19 protein-coding genes are annotated in these 18,693 nt (G+C 52.9%); 15 read left to right on the top strand and 4 right to left on the bottom strand.

From position 1 onward, the window contains the following. Positions 1–7 precede the first annotated feature (7 nt). The gene (locus tag OGX99_RS09820; RefSeq protein WP_286543351.1) at positions 8–2,026 is read left to right on the top strand and encodes an oxidoreductase; all 2,019 of its coding nucleotides are present in this window, start codon (positions 8–10) and stop codon (positions 2,024–2,026) included. A gap of 54 nt (positions 2,027–2,080) precedes the next feature. Here OGX99_RS09820 and rlmG read toward each other — a convergent pair whose 3' ends face one another. Then, positions 2,081–3,217, bottom strand: a complete 1,137-nt coding sequence (gene rlmG, locus OGX99_RS09815; protein WP_151217808.1) for a 23S rRNA (guanine(1835)-N(2))-methyltransferase RlmG — start codon at positions 3,215–3,217, stop codon at positions 2,081–2,083. Positions 3,218–3,418: 201 nt separating this feature from the next. On the opposite strand from rlmG, the gene OGX99_RS09810 reads away from it, so the two are divergent. The 4 genes from OGX99_RS09810 (at position 3,419) to sstT (ending at position 7,717) form a co-directional block, all read left to right on the top strand. Next, positions 3,419–3,922 (top strand): M48 metallopeptidase family protein, encoded by a 504-nt coding sequence (locus tag OGX99_RS09810; RefSeq protein ID WP_151217809.1) that lies wholly within the window; start codon positions 3,419–3,421, stop codon positions 3,920–3,922. A gap of 69 nt (positions 3,923–3,991) precedes the next feature. Then, entirely contained in the window at positions 3,992–4,990 is a 999-nt protein-coding gene (locus OGX99_RS09805; protein ID WP_286543348.1) for a Gfo/Idh/MocA family protein, read from the top strand. A gap of 271 nt (positions 4,991–5,261) precedes the next feature. After that, a complete protein-coding gene (locus tag OGX99_RS09800) occupies positions 5,262–6,230 on the top strand; it encodes a TerC family protein (protein WP_151217811.1) in 969 nt (322 codons plus the stop codon). Positions 6,231–6,472: 242 nt separating this feature from the next. Beyond that, on the top strand, positions 6,473–7,717 hold the full coding sequence (gene sstT / locus OGX99_RS09795; RefSeq protein ID WP_151217812.1) for a serine/threonine transporter SstT: 1,245 nt from the start codon (positions 6,473–6,475) through the stop codon (positions 7,715–7,717). Between the two features lie 16 nt (positions 7,718–7,733). On the opposite strand, the gene OGX99_RS09790 is transcribed toward sstT, so the two are convergent. The 3 genes from OGX99_RS09790 to uxaC form a co-directional block, all read right to left on the bottom strand. Next, positions 7,734–8,288, bottom strand: coding sequence for a YgjV family protein (locus OGX99_RS09790; protein ID WP_210905423.1), 555 nt, complete (start codon positions 8,286–8,288; stop codon positions 7,734–7,736). A 206-nt stretch (positions 8,289–8,494) separates the two neighbouring features. After that, a complete protein-coding gene (locus OGX99_RS09785) occupies positions 8,495–9,982 on the bottom strand; it encodes a UxaA family hydrolase (protein WP_286543345.1) in 1,488 nt (495 codons plus the stop codon). Between the two features lie 15 nt (positions 9,983–9,997). After that, positions 9,998–11,410 (bottom strand): glucuronate isomerase, encoded by a 1,413-nt coding sequence (gene uxaC / locus OGX99_RS09780; protein ID WP_151224388.1) that lies wholly within the window; start codon positions 11,408–11,410, stop codon positions 9,998–10,000. 472 nt (positions 11,411–11,882) lie between these two features. Between uxaC and OGX99_RS09775 the strand changes: the two genes are divergently transcribed. The 10 genes from OGX99_RS09775 to yqjG all read left to right on the top strand — a co-directional run bounded on the left by OGX99_RS09775 (position 11,883) and on the right by yqjG (position 18,673). After that, complete coding sequence (locus OGX99_RS09775; protein ID WP_151217815.1) at positions 11,883–13,184, top strand: MFS transporter; 1,302 nt, start codon at positions 11,883–11,885, stop codon at positions 13,182–13,184. A gap of 134 nt (positions 13,185–13,318) precedes the next feature. Beyond that, the gene (exuR, locus tag OGX99_RS09770; RefSeq protein ID WP_003024817.1) at positions 13,319–14,095 is read left to right on the top strand and encodes a transcriptional regulator ExuR; all 777 of its coding nucleotides are present in this window, start codon (positions 13,319–13,321) and stop codon (positions 14,093–14,095) included. Positions 14,096–14,443: 348 nt separating this feature from the next. Beyond that, entirely contained in the window at positions 14,444–15,106 is a 663-nt protein-coding gene (yqjA, locus tag OGX99_RS09765; protein WP_151217816.1) for a DedA family general envelope maintenance protein YqjA, read from the top strand. 18 nt (positions 15,107–15,124) lie between these two features. Next, entirely contained in the window at positions 15,125–15,493 is a 369-nt protein-coding gene (gene mzrA / locus OGX99_RS09760; RefSeq protein WP_187253354.1) for an EnvZ/OmpR regulon moderator MzrA, read from the top strand. Between the two features lie 148 nt (positions 15,494–15,641). Continuing rightward, positions 15,642–16,010: a DUF1090 domain-containing protein gene (locus OGX99_RS09755; protein WP_187253301.1), complete on the top strand. Its 369-nt coding sequence runs from the start codon at positions 15,642–15,644 to the stop codon at positions 16,008–16,010. 33 nt (positions 16,011–16,043) lie between these two features. Further along, on the top strand, positions 16,044–16,349 hold the full coding sequence (locus tag OGX99_RS09750) for an ElaB/YgaM/YqjD family protein (protein WP_151217818.1): 306 nt from the start codon (positions 16,044–16,046) through the stop codon (positions 16,347–16,349). Between the two features lie 2 nt (positions 16,350–16,351). Beyond that, the gene (locus OGX99_RS09745) at positions 16,352–16,747 is read left to right on the top strand and encodes a phage holin family protein (protein WP_151217819.1); all 396 of its coding nucleotides are present in this window, start codon (positions 16,352–16,354) and stop codon (positions 16,745–16,747) included. Beyond that, a complete protein-coding gene (locus tag OGX99_RS09740) occupies positions 16,747–17,046 on the top strand; it encodes a YqjK-like family protein (RefSeq protein ID WP_151217820.1) in 300 nt (99 codons plus the stop codon). Before OGX99_RS09745 ends, OGX99_RS09740 begins: the two co-directional genes overlap by 1 nt. 175 nt (positions 17,047–17,221) lie before the next feature. After that, complete coding sequence (locus OGX99_RS09735) at positions 17,222–17,614, top strand: DoxX family protein (protein WP_005131473.1); 393 nt, start codon at positions 17,222–17,224, stop codon at positions 17,612–17,614. Positions 17,615–17,686: 72 nt separating this feature from the next. After that, positions 17,687–18,673, top strand: a complete 987-nt coding sequence (gene yqjG / locus OGX99_RS09730; protein ID WP_187259057.1) for a glutathionyl-hydroquinone reductase YqjG — start codon at positions 17,687–17,689, stop codon at positions 18,671–18,673. Positions 18,674–18,693: the final 20 nt, after the last annotated feature.

Here is an 18,693-nt window from a genome sequence, read left to right as displayed (position 1 = left end):
CACCTTTATGAGCTATCCGTCGCTGTTCGCCCCGCTCGATTTAGGCTTCACTACGCTTAAAAACCGCGTGCTGATGGGGTCAATGCATACCGGGTTGGAAGAGTACCCTGATGGCGCTGAACGGCTGGCCGCGTTCTACGCCGAACGTGCCCGTCACGGGGTCGCGTTAATTGTGAGCGGAGGTATTGCGCCTGCGCTTTCCGGCGTGGGGATGGAAGGCGGCGCGATGTTGAACGACAGCAGCCAGCTCGCACACCATCGCGTCATTACCGATGCCGTGCATGACGAAGGTGGCAAAATCGCCCTGCAAATCCTGCATACCGGGCGTTACAGCTATCAGCCGCATCTGGTGGCGCCTTCCGCTATTCAGGCGCCAATCAACCGTTTTACGCCACATGAACTGACGCATGATGAAGTGCTGCAACTGATTGAAGATTTTGCCCATTGCGCCCAACTGGCGCGGGAAGCAGGCTACGATGGCGTTGAAGTGATGGGATCCGAAGGGTATCTCATCAATGAATTCCTGACTCTGCGCACCAATCAGCGCAATGATCAATGGGGCGGCGAGTATGCCAATCGCATGCGTTTTGCCGTTGAGGTGGTACGGGCAGTACGCCAGCGTGCGGGCCATGACTTCATAATCATCTTCCGTCTGTCGATGCTCGATCTGGTGGAAAACGGTGGAACCTTCGACGAAACCGTCCAGCTGGCACAAGCGATAGAAGCCGCAGGCGCCACCATTATTAACACCGGTATTGGCTGGCATGAGGCACGTATTCCCACTATCGCGACCCCGGTACCGCGCGGCGCGTTTAGTTGGGTGACACGTAAGCTGAAAGGGCACGTGACAATCCCACTGGTCACCACCAACCGTATTAACGATCCCCAGGTCGCCGATGACATTCTGGCCCGTGGCGATGCCGATATGGTGTCGATGGCCCGTCCGTTCCTCGCCGATGCCGAACTGCTGTCAAAAGCGCAAACCGGACGAGCGGATGAGATCAACACCTGTATCGGCTGTAACCAGGCCTGCCTGGATCAGATCTTCGTCGGCAAAGTTACCTCTTGCCTGGTGAATCCTCGCGCCTGCCATGAAACCAAAATGCCGATCGTTGCGACCACTCAGCCGAAAAATCTGGCGGTGGTTGGCGCGGGCCCTGCGGGCCTCGCCTTCGCCATTAATGCCGCTGCGCGCGGGCATCACGTGACGCTGTTTGACGCACATGGCGAGATTGGCGGGCAGTTTAATATCGCCAAACAGATCCCCGGCAAAGAAGAATTCTATGAAACCCTGCGCTACTACCGCCGGATGATCGACGTGACTGGCGTGACACTGAAGCTGAATCATTTTGTCAGCGCACGCGATCTGCACATCTTCGACGAAGTGATCCTTGCCAGCGGGATCGAGCCTCGCATGCCACCGATCGAGGGGATCGACCACCCTAAAGTACTGAGCTATCTTGACGTCCTGCGCGATAAAACGCCGGTGGGCAAACGCGTGGCGATCGTTGGCTGCGGCGGGATAGGATTCGATACTGCCATGTACCTGAGCCAATCAGGCGATCCCACCAGCCAGAACATTGCGGAGTTCTGCGTGGAATGGGGAATCGACACCAGCCTGCAACAGCCTGGCGGCTTACGCCCGGAAGGTCCGCATTTATCCCGCAGCCCACGCCAGATAGTGATGCTGCAACGCAAAGCCAGCAAACCGGGGCAAGGTTTAGGTAAAACGACAGGCTGGATCCATCGCGCCACCTTACTCTCACGCGGTGTGAAAATGATCCCGGCGGTCAGTTATCAGAAAATTGATGATGATGGCTTACACGTTGTGCTGAACGGCGAACCGGTGATCTTTAACGTGGATCACGTGGTGATTTGCGCCGGACAAGAGCCGCGCCGTGAGCTGGTCGATCCGCTCCACGCAGCGGGTAAAACGGTGCATCTGATCGGCGGCTGCGACGTGGCGATGGAACTGGATGCCCGACGCGCTATTGCGCAAGGGACGAGGCTGGCGCTGGAGATTTAACAAATTGTATCCCGGTGGCCGGATAAGGCGTTAGCCGCTATCCGGCACAAGGACTTAACGACGACGACCGGTTTTGACCGCTTTCAGCACCACGAATTTATTATTGGTGGCGATGGTCACGCAGTTGCCAAAAATCTTCTTCAGCTTGTGGAAGTAGTCGAGATGACGGTTAGCCACAATGTACAGCTCGCCGTTGATTTTCAGACAGCGGCGGGCGTGGTGGAACATCTCCCAGGCAATGTTATCCGTCAGCGCGTGCTTCTGGTGGAACGGCGGATTACACAATACGGCGTTAAAGCGGAACGGTTCGACACCAGACAGCGCGTTGTTGATCATAAACTCACAGCGATCCATCGCTTCCGGCATGTTACTTTCCACGTTCAAACGGCTAGAAGCCACCGCCATGGGCGATTCATCAACAAATACCACGCTGGCTTCTGGGTTCTTCGCCAGCAGTGTCATACCGATGACGCCGTTACCACAGCCGAGGTCAACAATCTCCCCTTCGAGGTTTTCCGGCAAATGCTCGATAAAAAAGCGCGCGCCGATATCCAGTCCGGTACGGGAGAAAACATTGGCGTGGTTATGGATAGTCCAGTCAGTGCCTTCCAGCTTCCAGCTCAGCGTTTGCGAGGCAGTGGCCAGCTCAGGTTTGCTGAATGTGCAGTTGATCAGACGGGCTTTTTTCCACGCCAGCGTCGTGGTGGTTGGCCCCAACACTTTTTCGAACAGCTCCAGCGTCGAGGTATGCACATCGCGCGCCTTCGCGCCCGCGATGATGCGCGTTTGCGGCGTCACCACTTCACGCAGCGCGCGCAGCTGCTGTTCGAGCAGCGCCATGGTTTTTGGCAGCTTAATCAGCACCACGCCCGGTGCCTGCGGATATTCAGCGGTACTGTCGAGGAATTTGACGCTCGACTCGGCAATATCGTTGTGACGCAGGTTCTCGCGGGTGGCAAGCTCACTTAAGTAGGAATCGCCGATGCTGTACGGCGTATGTTCCGCCAGCGCACAGCCCAGCGCACCAAAGGTATCATTCAGGATCAGCACCGGGCCGCTAATCTCGGTATCGTCCAGCTGTTGCAGCAGATATTCATCTGCTGCTTCCCACGCCAGCAGCGGGTTAACGTCATCCGTTTCCGGGAAACGTTTAAGTGACAGCGAACGGAAACCGTTGTCTATGTGGCTCATCGGCCCTCCTGAATGGTAAAATTTCGGCGTATCCCTGAAAAGGGTGCGTGAGTATACAACATTTTGAATACACAAAATCATTCAAGTTGCGTCAAGGCGGCAAGTGAGTGAATCCCCAGGAGCGTACATAAGTACGTGACTGGAGTGCGCGAACGCAGCCAACACAGAGGCAGCTTGAAGGATGAAGTGGATGGGACATGAATGAACCAACTAACTTACCTCCAGGGCTACCCGGAACATTTGCTTTCTCAGGTGAGAACGCTGATTGCTGAACAGCGTCTGGGCGCAGTGCTGGAGAAGCGCTATCCGGGTACGCATGATTTCGCGACCGACAAAGCGCTCTGGCAATATACTCAGGATCTGAAAAATCAGTTTCTGCGTAACGCCCCACCACTGAATAAAGTCATGTATGACAGTAAGATCCACGTTCTGAAAAATGCGCTGGGCCTGCATACCGCCGTCTCTCGTGTGCAGGGTGGTAAGCTAAAGGCTAAAGCAGAAATCCGCGTCGCCACCGTGTTTCGCAATGCCCCTGAGCCCTTTTTACGCATGATCGTCGTGCATGAGCTGGCGCATCTGAAAGAAAAAGAGCACGACAAAGCGTTTTACCAGCTGTGCTGCCATATGGAGCCTCAGTATCATCAACTGGAGTTCGATACCCGCCTGTGGTTAACGCAACATTCGTTAAAGCAAACTGCGCCGTAGCGCACTGGCTTTGTCTTCAGGGCATGCTAAATTGACGAAAGAATCCCTTTCCACAGCCTGAAGGCCTTTATGATACGTTTCGCAGTAATTGGCACAAACTGGATCACCCGCCAGTTTGTCGATGCCGCCCATGAAACCGGCAAATGTAAGTTAACCGCAGTCTATTCCCGTAGCCTTGAGCAGGCGCAGACCTTCGCCAACGATTACCCCGTTGAGCATCTGTTTACCTCACTGGAAGCGATGGCGCAAAGCGAGGCGATTGACGCCGTCTACATCGCCAGTCCAAACTCTCTGCATTTCCCGCAGACAGAGCTGTTTTTGCGGCACAAAAAGCATGTTATTTGCGAAAAACCGCTGGCCTCAAACCTGGCACAAGCCGAAGCCGCTATCGCCTGCGCGCGCGAAAACCAGGTGGTACTGTTTGAAGCATTTAAGACCGCCAGCCTGCCTAACTTCCTGTTATTGCAGCAATCGCTCCCCAAAGTTGGAAGAATCAGAAAAGCATTTATCAATTACTGCCAGTACTCCTCACGTTACCAGCGCTATCTGGACGGTGAAAATCCAAATACGTTTAATCCAGCGTTCTCAAATGGCTCGATTATGGATATTGGTTTTTACTGCCTGGCCTCAGCGGTTGCGCTATGGGGTGAGCCGCAGAGCGTTCAGGCCAGCGCCAGCCTGCTGGAGAGCGGCGTGGACGCCCACGGCGTGGTGGTGCTGAATTACGGTGACTTTAGCGTCACGCTTCAGCACTCAAAAGTCAGCGACTCGGTATTAGCCAGTGAAATTCAGGGCGAGTCAGGATCGCTGGTGATCGAGCACATCTCCGAATGTCAAAAAGTGTGCTTCGTTCCGCGCGGGGGGAAAACACAGGATCTGACGACGCCTCAGCACATCAATACTATGCTGTATGAGGCAGAGGCGTTTGCTCATTTGGTTGAATCCGGCGAAGTGGATCACCCGGCACTGGCCGTCAGCCGTATCACCGCTAAACTGCAAACGGAGATTCGCCGCCAGACCGGCGTGGTTTTCCCGGCAGACGAAACGGTAACCTCGCTGACTGCGTAAAAGTGTGTAAATGGAATGTTGCAGGCCATTGACTGAAAGCATGGCCTGTAATATTTTGTAACCCGCAAAGGGGAGTAACTTCGTTGTCGGTTGATCGTCATTACGATGTGTGAAAAACCACATCCGGTCACCGGGCGATAACAAAGGAATACGCCATCGTATTCCTTTGTTGTTGTAAGTGAGACCTTGCCGAATGGCAAGGTCTATGCATAAAAAGCAGCGGCTAACGTCATTCGGCGTTGGCCGTTTTTTTTATGCATGGGGAAATACAATGAATACTGTTGGCACACCGTTGTTATGGGGTGGCTTCGCTGTCGTGGTGGTAATTATGCTGGCCATCGACCTGCTGTTGCAGGGGCGTCGTGGTGCGCATACGATGTCGATGAAGCAGGCTGCGGCCTGGTCCATCGTCTGGGTAACGTTGTCGTTACTGTTTAACGCCGCCTTCTGGTGGTATCTGGCGCAAACCCAGGGCCGAGCCGTTGCTGACCCGCAGGCACTGGCGTTCCTTACCGGCTATTTAATTGAAAAATCGCTGGCTGTAGATAACGTCTTCGTCTGGTTGATGCTGTTCAGTTACTTCTCCGTACCACCTGCATTGCAGCGTCGGGTGCTGGTGTATGGTGTGCTGGGAGCCATTGTTCTGCGTACGATCATGATCTTCGCTGGCACCTGGCTTATCACCCAGTTTGAATGGCTGCTGTACGTGTTCGGCGCGTTCCTGCTGTTTACCGGGGTGAAAATGGCGCTGGCAAAAGAGGATGAATCAGGCATTGGCGACAAACCGCTGGTACGCTGGCTACGTAGCCATTTGCGCATGACCGATACCATCGAAAACGAGCACTTCTTCGTGCGTAAGAACGGGCTGCTGTTTGTCACGCCGCTGATGCTGGTATTGATTCTGGTTGAGTTGAGCGACGTGATTTTTGCCGTCGACAGTATTCCGGCAATCTTCGCCGTCACTACCGACCCGTTCATCGTGTTGACCTCGAACCTGTTTGCTATTTTGGGTCTGCGCGCGATGTACTTCCTGCTGGCGGGCGTGGCGGAGCGTTTCTCCATGCTGAAGTACGGTCTGGCGGTCATTCTGGTGTTTATCGGTATTAAGATGCTGATCGTCGATTTCTACCATATCCCGATCGCTATCTCGCTAGGCGTGGTATTTGGCATCCTGTTTGTGACATTGATTGTCAACGCGTGGGTCAACCACCAGCACGATAAAAAGCAGCAAATACAGTAACTTTATCTGCTAGCTGAAAAGCCCGACGGCACACTGCGTGCGTTGGGCTTTTTGTTTATCATGTCAAAACAATGTTAACTCAAAGTTATAAAATATGATCTCAACGTGGAATCCAGCATATTTCTCTTCCCGAAGCTTTATCTTTCCTTATACTCAACCAGGCAAACACTTTGTTACATCCAGAAAGATGCGTCCTGAGAACGCACGATGGATGAGCAACAACACAATGAAAGGATCACGACATGACTACGCAACGTTCATCGGGGCTACTCTCGCGTTTGGCGCAAGGGAGCCTGGTTAAACAAATTTTGATCGGCTTGGTACTGGGGATTTTACTTGCACTGGTGTCAAAACCTGCGGCAGAAGCCGTTGGTCTGCTGGGTACGCTATTCGTCGGCGCATTAAAAGCCGTCGCGCCAATTCTGGTTCTGATGCTGGTAATGGCCTCTATCGCCAACCACCAGCACGGGCAAAAAACCAACATCCGCCCGATTCTGTTCCTCTACCTGCTCGGAACGTTTTCAGCCGCGTTAGCGGCCGTCGTCTTCAGCTTCGCCTTCCCGTCTACACTGCATCTTTCCAGCAGCGCCAGCGATATCGTGCCGCCATCCGGTATTGTTGAAGTGATGCGTGGACTGCTGATGAGCATGGTTTCCAACCCAATTGATGCCCTGCTTAACGCCAACTATATCGGTATTCTGGTATGGGCCGTTGGTCTGGGCTTTGCGCTGCGCCATGGTAATGAAACGACCAAAAACCTGGTCAATGATATGTCCAACGCCGTCACCTTTATGGTGAAGCTGGTGATCCGTTTTGCCCCGATCGGTATCTTCGGCCTGGTCTCTTCTACCCTGGCAACCACCGGTTTTGCCACGCTGTGGGGCTATGCTCATCTGCTGACCGTGCTGGTAGGCTGTATGCTGCTAGTGGCGCTGGTGGTCAACCCGCTGCTGGTATTCTGGAAAATTCGTCGTAACCCATATCCGCTGGTGCTGGCCTGTCTGCGCGAAAGCGGCGTATACGCTTTCTTTACCCGCAGCTCTGCCGCCAACATTCCGGTGAATATGGCACTGTGTGAGAAGCTGAATCTGGACCGTGATACCTACTCGGTGTCTATCCCGCTTGGCGCCACCATCAATATGGCGGGCGCGGCGATCACCATTACCGTACTGACGCTGGCGGCGGTGAATACACTGGGAATTCCGGTCGATTTACCGACGGCGCTGTTACTGAGCGTGGTGGCGTCGCTGTGCGCCTGTGGCGCATCGGGCGTGGCAGGTGGCTCCCTGCTGCTGATCCCGCTGGCATGCAATATGTTTGGTATCCCAAATGACATCGCCATGCAGGTGGTAGCCGTTGGCTTCATCATCGGCGTACTGCAGGATTCCTGTGAAACGGCGCTGAACTCTTCTACTGACGTTCTGTTTACCGCGGCAGCCTGCCAGGCTGAAGACGAACGTCTGGCAAATAACGCTCTGCGCGGCTAATCCCTGCGCCCCTCCGTTATCGGGCGGAGGGGCTCTTTTCTTGTACGCTTTTTTCAATTTTGAACGGATCAATTCCGCGTTTTTGCATCCGCCGGAAGCGAATAATGTTCAGGCCATTCATCACCAGAAAGCTGCCTTCGATCATCGTCCCGCCAATCGATCCCAACCAGAAATTATGAATAACCCAGCAGGCGGTTGCGCACCACATCACGCAGCGCACGGTTAACCCCTGGCAGCGAAACAGCGCCCAGGTGCTGGCCAGCGTGCCGATTATCGGCAACAGCTCCATCGCATGCTGTAACTTTGCCAGCCCGAGAACCAGGGTGAGAAGAATAAAAACGGCCATTACCCACAGTTTGCGGGTATGCATTGAGACGAGCGTGCGGATGGTGTTGAGCTCGGCGCTCATTCCCGCAGGCCAGGCGCCCATCAAAAAAAAATGCACGCCAATGGTGGCGCTGTAAACGGCCAGTTGCAGCCGGAACCGGCGCTCATCACGATTGAAAAAGGTGGTAATGCCGATCAGAAAGGCGATGACACCTACGCCCTGGGCCAGCCAATACGCGGTCATGAATGATCCTTATCAGGTAATGCAAAAACAAACGGCGTTCCAAATGATGAAACGCCGTTTTTTAAATCCACTCCATTTCGATTACCCAATCGATTTCGTGCCACAGCAAGGCGGCAAGTTCGCTCATCCCCGGGAGCTTACTGAAGTAAGTGACCGGGGTGAATGAACGCAGTCAACGCAGCTGCCGCGCGAAAGATGAAGGGTAATTACAACGTTACGCCGCTTTTAAATATTGCCAGTTCCCGGAAATCGTTGCGCTCATTGCAGGTCTGCTTGCCGTTGGCGAACTCAACGATGGTATCAACAAACTCACTCAGCAGTTGCGGCATCGCTTTACCGTGGATCAGCTGTCCGGCGTCAAAATCGATCCAGTGTTTTTTCTTCGCCGCCAGCTCGCTATTGGTGGCGATTTTCACTGTCGGCACAAAACCACCGTACGGTGTTCCACGTCCGGTACTAAATAGCACCATGTGGCAGCCCGCGCCCGCCAGCGCGCTGGTGGCGACCGCGTCGTTACCCGGCGCGCTCAGCAGGTTCAGGCCGCGCGTCTTCAGGCGTTCGCCGTAGCGCAGAACGTCAACCACTTTGCTGGACCCCGCTTTCTGGGTGCAGCCGAGCGATTTATCTTCCAGGGTGGTAATACCGCCCGCTTTGTTACCCGGCGATGGGTTCTCGTAGATCGGCTGGTCATGGGCAATGAAGTACTGCTTGAAGTCATTGACCATCGTAACCAGCTTGCCAAAAGTTTCTTCGTCACGACAGTGGTCCATCAACAACTGCTCGGCGCCGAACATTTCCGGCACTTCGGTCAGCACCGTGGTGCCGCCGTTCGCAATCACGTAGTCAGAGAAACGCCCCAGCATCGGGTTGGCGGTAATACCGGACAAGCCGTCAGAGCCGCCGCATTCCAGACCAAACTTCAGCTCGCCCAGTTTACCCGGCTCACGCTTATCATTACGCATCGCGTTGTATAACTGATGGAGATGTTCAATCCCCGCTTCCACTTCGTCTTCCTGATGCTGGCAGACCATAAAGTGAACGCGCTCAGGATCGAACTCACCTAAAGTTTCGCGGAAGGCATCCACCTGGTTGTTTTCACAGCCCAGACCAACGACCAACACCGCCCCCGCATTCGGATGGCGCACCATGTTTTGCAGCATGGTGCGGGTGTTAATGTGGTCGTCACCCAGCTGTGAACAGCCGTAGGTGTGGCTGAAGAGATGCACGCCGTCGATACCTTCGGCGTCGTTGGTCTCTTTCAAAAAGCGGTTCTGCATCTGACGCGCCATCGCGTTAACGCAGCCTACCGTTGGCAGGATCCACAGTTCGTTACGCACCCCAACGTCACCGTTCGCGCGGCGATAAATCTGCACATCGCGATCGGCAGGCTGCGCGACTTCGGCCTGGAAATCCGGTTGGTAGCGATACGTGTCCAAGTCGCTCAGATTAGTGCGGGTGTTATGGGCATGTATATGCTCACCCACCGCAACGTCCACCAGCGTATGGCCGATTGGCAAACCGTATTTGATGACGTTTTCGCCCTTCGCAATATCGCGTAAAGCGAATTTATGGCCACGAGAGACTGCCTGACGCAGGATTACCGCCTGACCGTCGACGATGACTTCGGTTCCTTCAGCCAAATCAGCAAGCGCAACTGCGACGTTATCCAGCGCATGGATCTTGATGTATTGCATACCGTCACCCAGACCTTAGTTCAGTTCAATGGCGAAGTAATCACGCGCATTGTTGAAGCAAATATTTCTCACCATTTCACCCAGCAGCTGGATGTCGGCAGGCGCTTCACCTGCGGCAACCCAACGACCAATCATCTGACACAGGATGCGACGGAAGTATTCATGGCGGGTGTAAGACAGGAAGCTACGGCTATCAGTCAGCATGCCGACGAAACGGCTCAGCAGGCCGAGCTGCGCCAGCTGCGTCATCTGACGTTCCATCCCGTCTTTCTGGTCGTTGAACCACCAGCCGGAACCGAACTGCATTTTCCCCGGCATGCCTTCGCCCTGGAAGTTACCGATCATCGTCCCCAGCACTTCGTTATCACGCGGGTTCAGGCAGTACAGAATGGTTTTCGGCAGCAGGTTTTGTTCATTCTGCTTGCTCAGCAGTTTGGACAGTTCTTCCGCCATCGGACGGTCATTGATGGAGTCAAAGCCAACATCCGCGCCCAGCAGCTTGAACTGGCGCAGGTTGTTATTACGCAGCGCACCGATGTGGTACTGCTGCACCCATTCGCGACGCGCGTATTCTGCGCCGAGGAACACCAGAACGGCGGTTTTGAACTGCGCCACTTCATGCTCGCTCAGGGTTTCACCAGCCAGGCGACGGGCCAGAATGCTGTCCAGCTCCGATTCGTTAGATTCGGCAAACAGCACCACGTCCAGCGCATGGTCAGAGACTTTGCAGCCGTGCGCCGCGAAGTGATCCAGACGTTTGGTCAGTGCAACCTGCAGGTCGCTGAAGCGACGGATATCGGTATCTGACACTTCACCGAGTTTCGCCATATAGTCATTAAAGGTCGCCAGCTCAATGTTAAAGGCTTTATCCGGACGCCAGCTCGGCAACACTTTCACATCAAAGCTTCCGTCTTTAGCAACGGCCGCATGGTGCTCCAGAGAGTCAATCGGGTCATCGGTGGTACCGACCATTTTCACATTCATCTGCTGCATGATGCCGCGCGCGGAGAATTTATCCTGCGCCAGCAGTTCGTTGCACTGGTTCCAGATTTCGTCAGCCGTTGCCGGAGACAGCAACTTACCTGTAATACCAAACGGGCGACGTAATTCGAGATGGGTCCAGTGGTACAGCGGGTTACCGATAGTGTGCGGAACTGTGGCGGCCCACGCGTCAAATTTTTCACGATCGGACGCATCGCCAGTACAGAGGCGTTCAGCAACGCCGTTGGTACGCATCGCACGCCACTTATAGTGGTCGCCCTTCAGCCAGATGTCATACAGGTTATTGAAACGGTAGTTTTCCGCGATTTGTTGCGGTGGTAAATGGCAGTGGTAATCGAAGATCGGCTGGTCTTTAGCGTAATCATGATACAGACGGCGGGCAAATTCGGTATCCAGCAGGAAATCTTCAGTCATAAACGGGGTCATTATCGTCTTCCTCTCAGCGAGTGCGTCAGATTGCTTATGTTGCGATGCTGACAAAGTTATCACACCAATTTCCATGCACTGAAGATATTTTCGTGAGCTAGATCAACAAACGATGACAAAAAAATTACTCTCAAAGAGGTAAATCACACGTTAAACCGCGCCAGTACTGGCTTTGCTGAATCGAAATAATGACCACACGAAGATTCACACTTTTGTGATGGCACTCACCTTTTAAAGCTGTATGACAAGTTATCTTTTGGCCGTCGCGATACATAAGCCGACGGAATGCAAATTACCGATGTATCACCATCGGATTGACCGGTACGGAAACCGAATTAGCACAAATATTGACATGGCAATGTTCGGGGAGTACCGGCTTTTTTTTCGGTTACCCCCTCGTAAAAAACATCCTCCGCTCTGGACTGGAAGATGACCGCTCGTTCGCGGACATAACAAAACGATGAGGTTTTACATGCGTAAAATTAAAGGGTTACGTTGGTATATGATTGCACTGGTGACGCTTGGCACCGTGCTGGGTTACCTGACGCGTAACACTGTGGCGGCAGCTGCGCCAACTCTGATGGAAGAGTTACACATCTCCACTCAACAGTATTCCTATATCATCGCAGCCTATTCTGCTGCATACACCGTAATGCAACCCGTTGCCGGTTACGTACTCGATGTGCTCGGCACAAAAGTAGGTTACGCGATGTTCGCCGTTCTTTGGGCTGTTTTCTGTGGTGCGACCGCGCTGGCTGGAAGTTGGGGCGGGTTGGCACTGGCGCGAGGTGCTGTAGGTGCTGCCGAAGCCGCGATGATCCCTGCGGGCCTGAAAGCCAGTTCTGAATGGTTCCCGGCAAAAGAACGTTCAATTGCCGTAGGTTACTTTAACGTTGGTTCTTCTATCGGCGCGATGATCGCTCCACCGCTGGTCGTCTGGGCTATCGTCATGCACAGCTGGCAGATGGCATTTATTATTTCAGGTGCCCTGAGCTTCATCTGGGCCATGTGCTGGTTGGTATTTTACAAACACCCACGCGACCAGAAAAAACTGTCTGATGAAGAACGTGATTACATTCTGAATGGTCAGGAATCTCAGCATAAAAACAGCACCGCGAAGAAAATGTCGCTCGGTCAGATCCTGCGTAACCGCCAGTTCTGGGGAATTGCGCTGCCGCGTTTCCTGGCAGAACCGGCGTGGGGAACGTTCAACGCCTGGATTCCGCTGTTCATGTTCAAAGTTTACGGCTTTAACCTGAAAGAGATTGCGATGTTTGCCTGGATGCCTATGCTGTTTGCTGACCTGGGCTGTATCGTTGGGGGTTACTTACCGCCGCTGTTCCAGCGCTGGTTCGGTGTTAACCTGATCGTTTCGCGTAAAATGGTCGTGACGATGGGCGCATTACTGATGATTGGCCCGGGGATGATTGGTCTGTTCACCAGCCCATACATTGCTATTGCCCTGCTGTGCGTCGGTGGTTTTGCTCACCAGGCGCTGTCCGGTGCGCTGATTACACTCTCTTCTGACGTGTTTGGCCGTAATGAAGTGGCAACTGCGAACGGCCTGACCGGTATGTCCGCCTGGCTCGCAAGTACGCTGTTTGCGCTGGTCGTCGGTGCACTGGCTGACACCATCGGCTTTAGCCCGCTGTTTGCCGTACTGGCGGTATTCGACCTGCTCGGCGCGTTAGTCATCTGGACGGTATTGCAGAACAAATCGGCCAGCGAGGTAGAGTCAGCGTCGCAAACTGGCGATCCCGCCGCGCAAAGTTAACCAGACAAGATTTAATAAGGTTATGTAATGCTAAGCCGCCAGTTATCTGGCGGCTTTTTTAACAGCGCGAGTGGAGCCGTAATCGCAAAAGTGGTATAACAAATAGAGTCTGCCGTATCATGCCTGGAGCGCATATGGAAATCACTGAACCACGACGTTTGTACCAACAACTTGCCGCTGATCTGAAAGAACGCATTGAGCAGGGCGTCTATCTGGTGGGTGAAAAGCTCCCCGCCGAGCGCTTTATCGCCGATGAAAAAAATGTCAGCCGTACCGTGGTTCGTGAAGCGATTATCATGCTCGAAGTTGAGGGCTATGTAGAAGTGCGCAAAGGTTCCGGCATTCATGTCATTTCAAATCAGGCGCGTCACCAGCAGGCCACCGACGAATCACTTGAATTCGCCAATTATGGTCCTTTCGAGCTGCTTCAGGCTCGTCAGTTGATTGAAAGCAATATCGCTGAATTTGCTGCTACACAGGTTACCAAGCAAGACATCATGAAACTGATGGACATTCAGGAACATGCACGGAATGAAAAATGCTTTCGCGATTCCGAGTGGGATCTGCAGTTTCATATTCAGGTCGCGCTAGCCACGCAGAACTCTGCGCTGGCCGCCATCGTAGAAAAAATGTGGACCCAGCGTAGCCACAACCCGTACTGGAAAAAACTGCACGAGCATATCGACGCACGTACCGTCGATAACTGGTGCGATGATCATGACCAAATTCTCAAAGCGCTGATCCGTAAAGATCCGAACGCGGCAAAACTGGCCATGTGGCAACACCTGGAGAATACCAAAATCATGTTGTTCAACGAGACCAGCGATGACTTTGAGTTCAACGCTGACCGTTATCTTTTTGCGGAAAATCCTGTCGTTCACCTTGATACTGCAGTTAACAGCGCTAAATAAGCAATCTTTTCGATCCAGGCGCAACAAAGCGCCTGTTTCTCATGCTTGGTAAGCATTAGGTATAAAGTGTCAGCCTGTGTAAATCCTCTCGCCTCCCTCCATTGCGATAAGCAAAATCACAGTTCAACAACCGTAATTTCTATAACGGACAACGTTGACCTTTGTTACAATTAGTTGTTATTTGAATTTTTGTGTTTGAGAGCTTGCTTACTTCACAACTTTACAGGGAATAGTTCAGGCCGTGAATTTGTGTCAGACCGCGATCCATGTAAAAAACACCAATAAAATTGCGGCGTTACAAACTCCAGAAAACCGGCATGACGACAACCGATTCTCCAGGAATATTGAATGGAACTACTGACTCAATTACTGAATGCTTTATGGGCTCAGGATTTTGAAACGCTGGCCAATCCTTCCATGATTGGCTTGCTCTATTTCGTACTATTTACCATTTTGTTTCTGGAAAACGGACTGCTGCCAGCGGCCTTTTTACCTGGCGACAGTCTACTGGTGCTGGTCGGCGTACTTATCGCCAAAGGCGCGATGGGTTTCCCGCAAACGATATTGCTACTTACCACCGCGGCCAGCCTGGGTTGTTGGCTCAGCTATATCCAGGGGCGATGGCTGGGGAATACCCGCACCGTACAAAACTGGCTATCTCATCTGCCTGCGCATTACCATCAGCGCGCGCATCATCTGTTCCATAAGCATGGCTTGTCTGCGCTGCTGGTCGGTCGCTTCATTGCGTTTGTCAGAACATTACTACCGACCATCGCAGGATTGTCCGGCCTGAACAATGCGCGCTTTCAGTTCTTTAACTGGATGAGCGGACTGCTTTGGGTTCTGATTCTTACAACGCTTGGCTATTTGCTGGGCAAAACACCGGTATTTCTCAAGTATGAAGATCAGCTGATGTCTTGCCTGATGCTGCTTCCCGTTGTGCTACTGGTGTTTGGTCTGGCAGGTTCACTGGTTGTTCTTTGGAAGAAGAAATACGGGAACCGAGGGTAAATTATGCTGAAATCACGCATAACGCTCCGACGACTTGCCTGGTCCACCACCTTTATGCTGTTTATCGGCGCGCTGCTCCTGACCTTGTCGGTCATCCGCCAGCAGGAGTCAACGCTTGCCATTCGTGCTGTAAACCAGGGAGCCAGCATGCCTGATGGCTTCTCTATCTGGCATCACCTGGACGCCAACGGCATTCGCTTTAAAAGTATAACTCCGCAAAATGACGCGCTGCTGATCACCTTTGATTCCAGCGCACAGAGCGCAGCAGCAAAAGTCGTGCTGGACCGAACGTTACCGCACGGTTTCGTTATTGCTCAGCAGGATGATGATAATCAGGCGGTGCAGTGGTTATCTCGCTTACGTGATACCCCACACCGCTTTGGTTAATCTCCAGGAATCTGAATTAGATCACTCACTTTGGTGATTTCATCGTTTAGCGCCTATGATTAATAAACTGGGTTAATGACTCAACGCTTTATTATTCTGGAGCACCGACCATAAGCCACAAGGTCGAATCACAATGGAAGGTTCAAGAATGAAATACCGCATCGCTTTAGCAATTAGCCTTTTCGCTCTAAGTGCCGGCAGTTACGCATCCACCCTCTGTCAGGAAAAAGAACAGGATATCCAGCGGGAGATTAGCTATGCCGAAAAGCACAATAATCAGAGCCGCATCAATGGGCTGAACAAAGCGCTGAGCGAAGTTAGGGCCAACTGTACTGACAGTAAACTGCGCGCCGACCATCAGAAAAAAATCGCAGAACAGAAAAATGAGATAACCGAGCGCCAACGTGATTTGGCCGAGGCGAAGCAAAAAGGCGATGCGGATAAAATCGCAAAGCGCGAGCATAAGCTTGCTGAAGCTCAGAAAGAGCTGAAAGAACTCGAGACCCGCGATTACTAAGTACGGTAAATAGCCACTCAACTGGAGAAAACTATGTCGAAAGATAATGCTACGGAAAACCTGCGCGCTGAGCTGAAATCTCTTGCGGATACGCTTGAAGAAGTACTTAGCTCCTCTGGCGATAAGTCGAAGGAAGAGATAAGTAAAATTCGCAGCAAAGCCGAACACGCGCTGCGCGAGAGCCGCCATCGCCTGAGCGAAACCAGCGATGTGATTGCCAAACAGACCCGTGAGGCTGCGGCAAAAGCCGATAACTATGTGCGCGAAAACCCATGGACAGGCGTCGGCATTGGCGCTGCAGTCGGTGTGGTCCTTGGTGTACTGCTGTCGCGCCGCTAACAATGGCAGACTCTCAACACGCACAAGGTCCAGGCAAAGGCGTACTGGGTATTGGACAGCGGATCCTGACGATTCTCGTTGAGATCGTAGAGACGCGGCTGCGGCTGGCCGTCGTTGAGCTGGAAGAGGAAAAAGCCAATCTCATCCAGATCCTGCTGATGCTTGGGCTGACCATGCTGTTCGCGGCGTTTGGCCTGATGAGTCTGATGGTGCTTATCATCTGGGCCATCGATCCTCAATATCGCCTGAACGCCATGATTGCCACTACCGTTGTGCTGTTGCTTTTAGCGTTTATCGGCGGGCTATGGACGTTGCGAAAAGCGCGTAAAACAACGCTGCTACGCCATACGCGTAATGAACTCGCTAACGACAGGAAGGCCCTGGAGGATGAGGCATAATGAGCAGTAAAGTCGAACGTCTACAACGTAAGGCGCAACTGCTTGGACAGATCCAGCAGCAACGGCTGGATCTGTCTGCCGCTCGTCGCGACTGGCTGGAGGCAACCGAAGTCTACGATCGCGGCTGGAAAACGCTGTTGAACCTGCGCGGATGGGTGATAGTCGGGAGCAGTATTATGGCGGTTCGCACCATCCGTAATCCTAACCTGCTGGTACGCTGGGCTAAACGCGGCTTTAGCGTCTGGAGCATCTGGCGTCTGGTGAAATCGACCATCAGACAGCAGCAGTTGCGCGGCTGACCCTCTCTTCTCCCACCTAACCTCAAATTTTTTGAAGATTTCTGACAGTTTTCCTTGCTAACAATTGTCATTAGCCGCGTTTATGATTCTCTCCATCGACAGCAACGACGCACTCTGCGGCGTCGTTGCACAAAAAAACACAATAAGCCGCCTGAGTGGTTTCCTGGAGAGTATGATGAAGAAATTAGAAGATGTTGGTGTACTGGTAGCGCGCATTCTGATGCCTATCCTGTTTATTACCGCAGGTTGGGGAAAAATCACCGGATATGCGGGTACCCAACAGTACATGGAAGCCATGGGCGTCCCAGGATTTATGCTGCCGCTGGTTATTCTGCTTGAGTTTGGCGGCGGTCTGGCAATTCTGTTCGGTTTCCTGACTCGTACTACCGCGCTGTTCACCGCAGGCTTCACGCTGCTAACGGCGTTCCTTTTCCACAGCAACTTTGCTGAAGGTATGAACTCTCTGATGTTTATGAAAAACCTGACCATCGCAGGCGGCTTCCTGCTGCTGGCTATCACCGGTCCGGGCGCATTCAGTATTGACCGTGTACTGAATAAAAAGTGGTAAGCGAGCTATACTGAACACATCAAAAAGCGAGGAGATATCTCCTCGCTTTTGCTATCTGAGGAGACGTAAATCATGGGACAACTGATTGACGGCGTCTGGCACGACACCTGGTATGACACCAAATCAACTGGGGGGAAATTTCAACGCTCTGCATCGGCTTTCCGTAACTGGCTCACCGCGGATGGCGCTCCGGGTCCAACTGGTGAAGGTGGCTTCGCCGCCGAAAAAGACCGCTATCATCTGTACGTTTCTTTGGCCTGCCCGTGGGCGCATCGCACGCTGATTTTGCGTAAACTTAAAGGGCTGGAACCGTTTATTTCCGTTTCCGTTGTGCATCCGTTAATGCTGGAAAACGGCTGGACCTTTGACGACAACTTCCCGGCGGCAACTGGCGATACCCTGTATCAGCACGAATTTCTTTATCAGCTGTATTTACACGCCGATCCACACTACAGCGGTCGGGTGACCGTTCCGGTATTGTGGGACAAAAAGAACCACACCATTGTCAGTAACGAATCCGCAGAAATCATCCGCATGTTTAACACTGCGTTTGATGCGCAGGGTGCGAAAGCCGGGGATTACTATCCACCAACTCTGCAAAGTAAAATCGACGAGCTGAACGGCTGGATCTATGACAACGTCAATAACGGTGTATATAAAGCCGGATTTGCCACCAGCCAGGAAGCCTACGATGAGGCTGTGGAAAAAGTCTTTCAATCGCTTGCACGACTGGAGCAGATCCTGGGTCAGCATCGCTACCTGACCGGCGACCAGTTAACTGAGGCCGATATTCGCCTGTGGACCACGCTGGTACGCTTTGATCCGGTCTATGTGACCCACTTCAAGTGCGACAAACACCGTATCAGTGACTACCTGAATCTGTACGGTTTTCTGCGCGATATCTACCAGATGCCGGGTATTGCAGATACCGTCAACTTTGACCACATCCGTCATCACTACTTCCGTAGCCACAAAACAATCAACCCGACCGGTATTATTTCAATCGGCCCGTGGCAGGACCTCGACGAACCTCATGGGCGTGACGAGCGTTTCGCCTGATTTACACTGGCCTCCGTTTG

Source organism: Citrobacter sp. Cu096 (genome assembly GCF_030332285.1).
In the GTDB taxonomy this organism is placed as follows: Bacteria; Pseudomonadota; Gammaproteobacteria; order Enterobacterales; family Enterobacteriaceae; genus Citrobacter; species Citrobacter meridianamericanus.
Note: the sequence above shows the minus strand (reverse complement) of the source record. Positions and strands in the feature narration are given on the sequence as shown.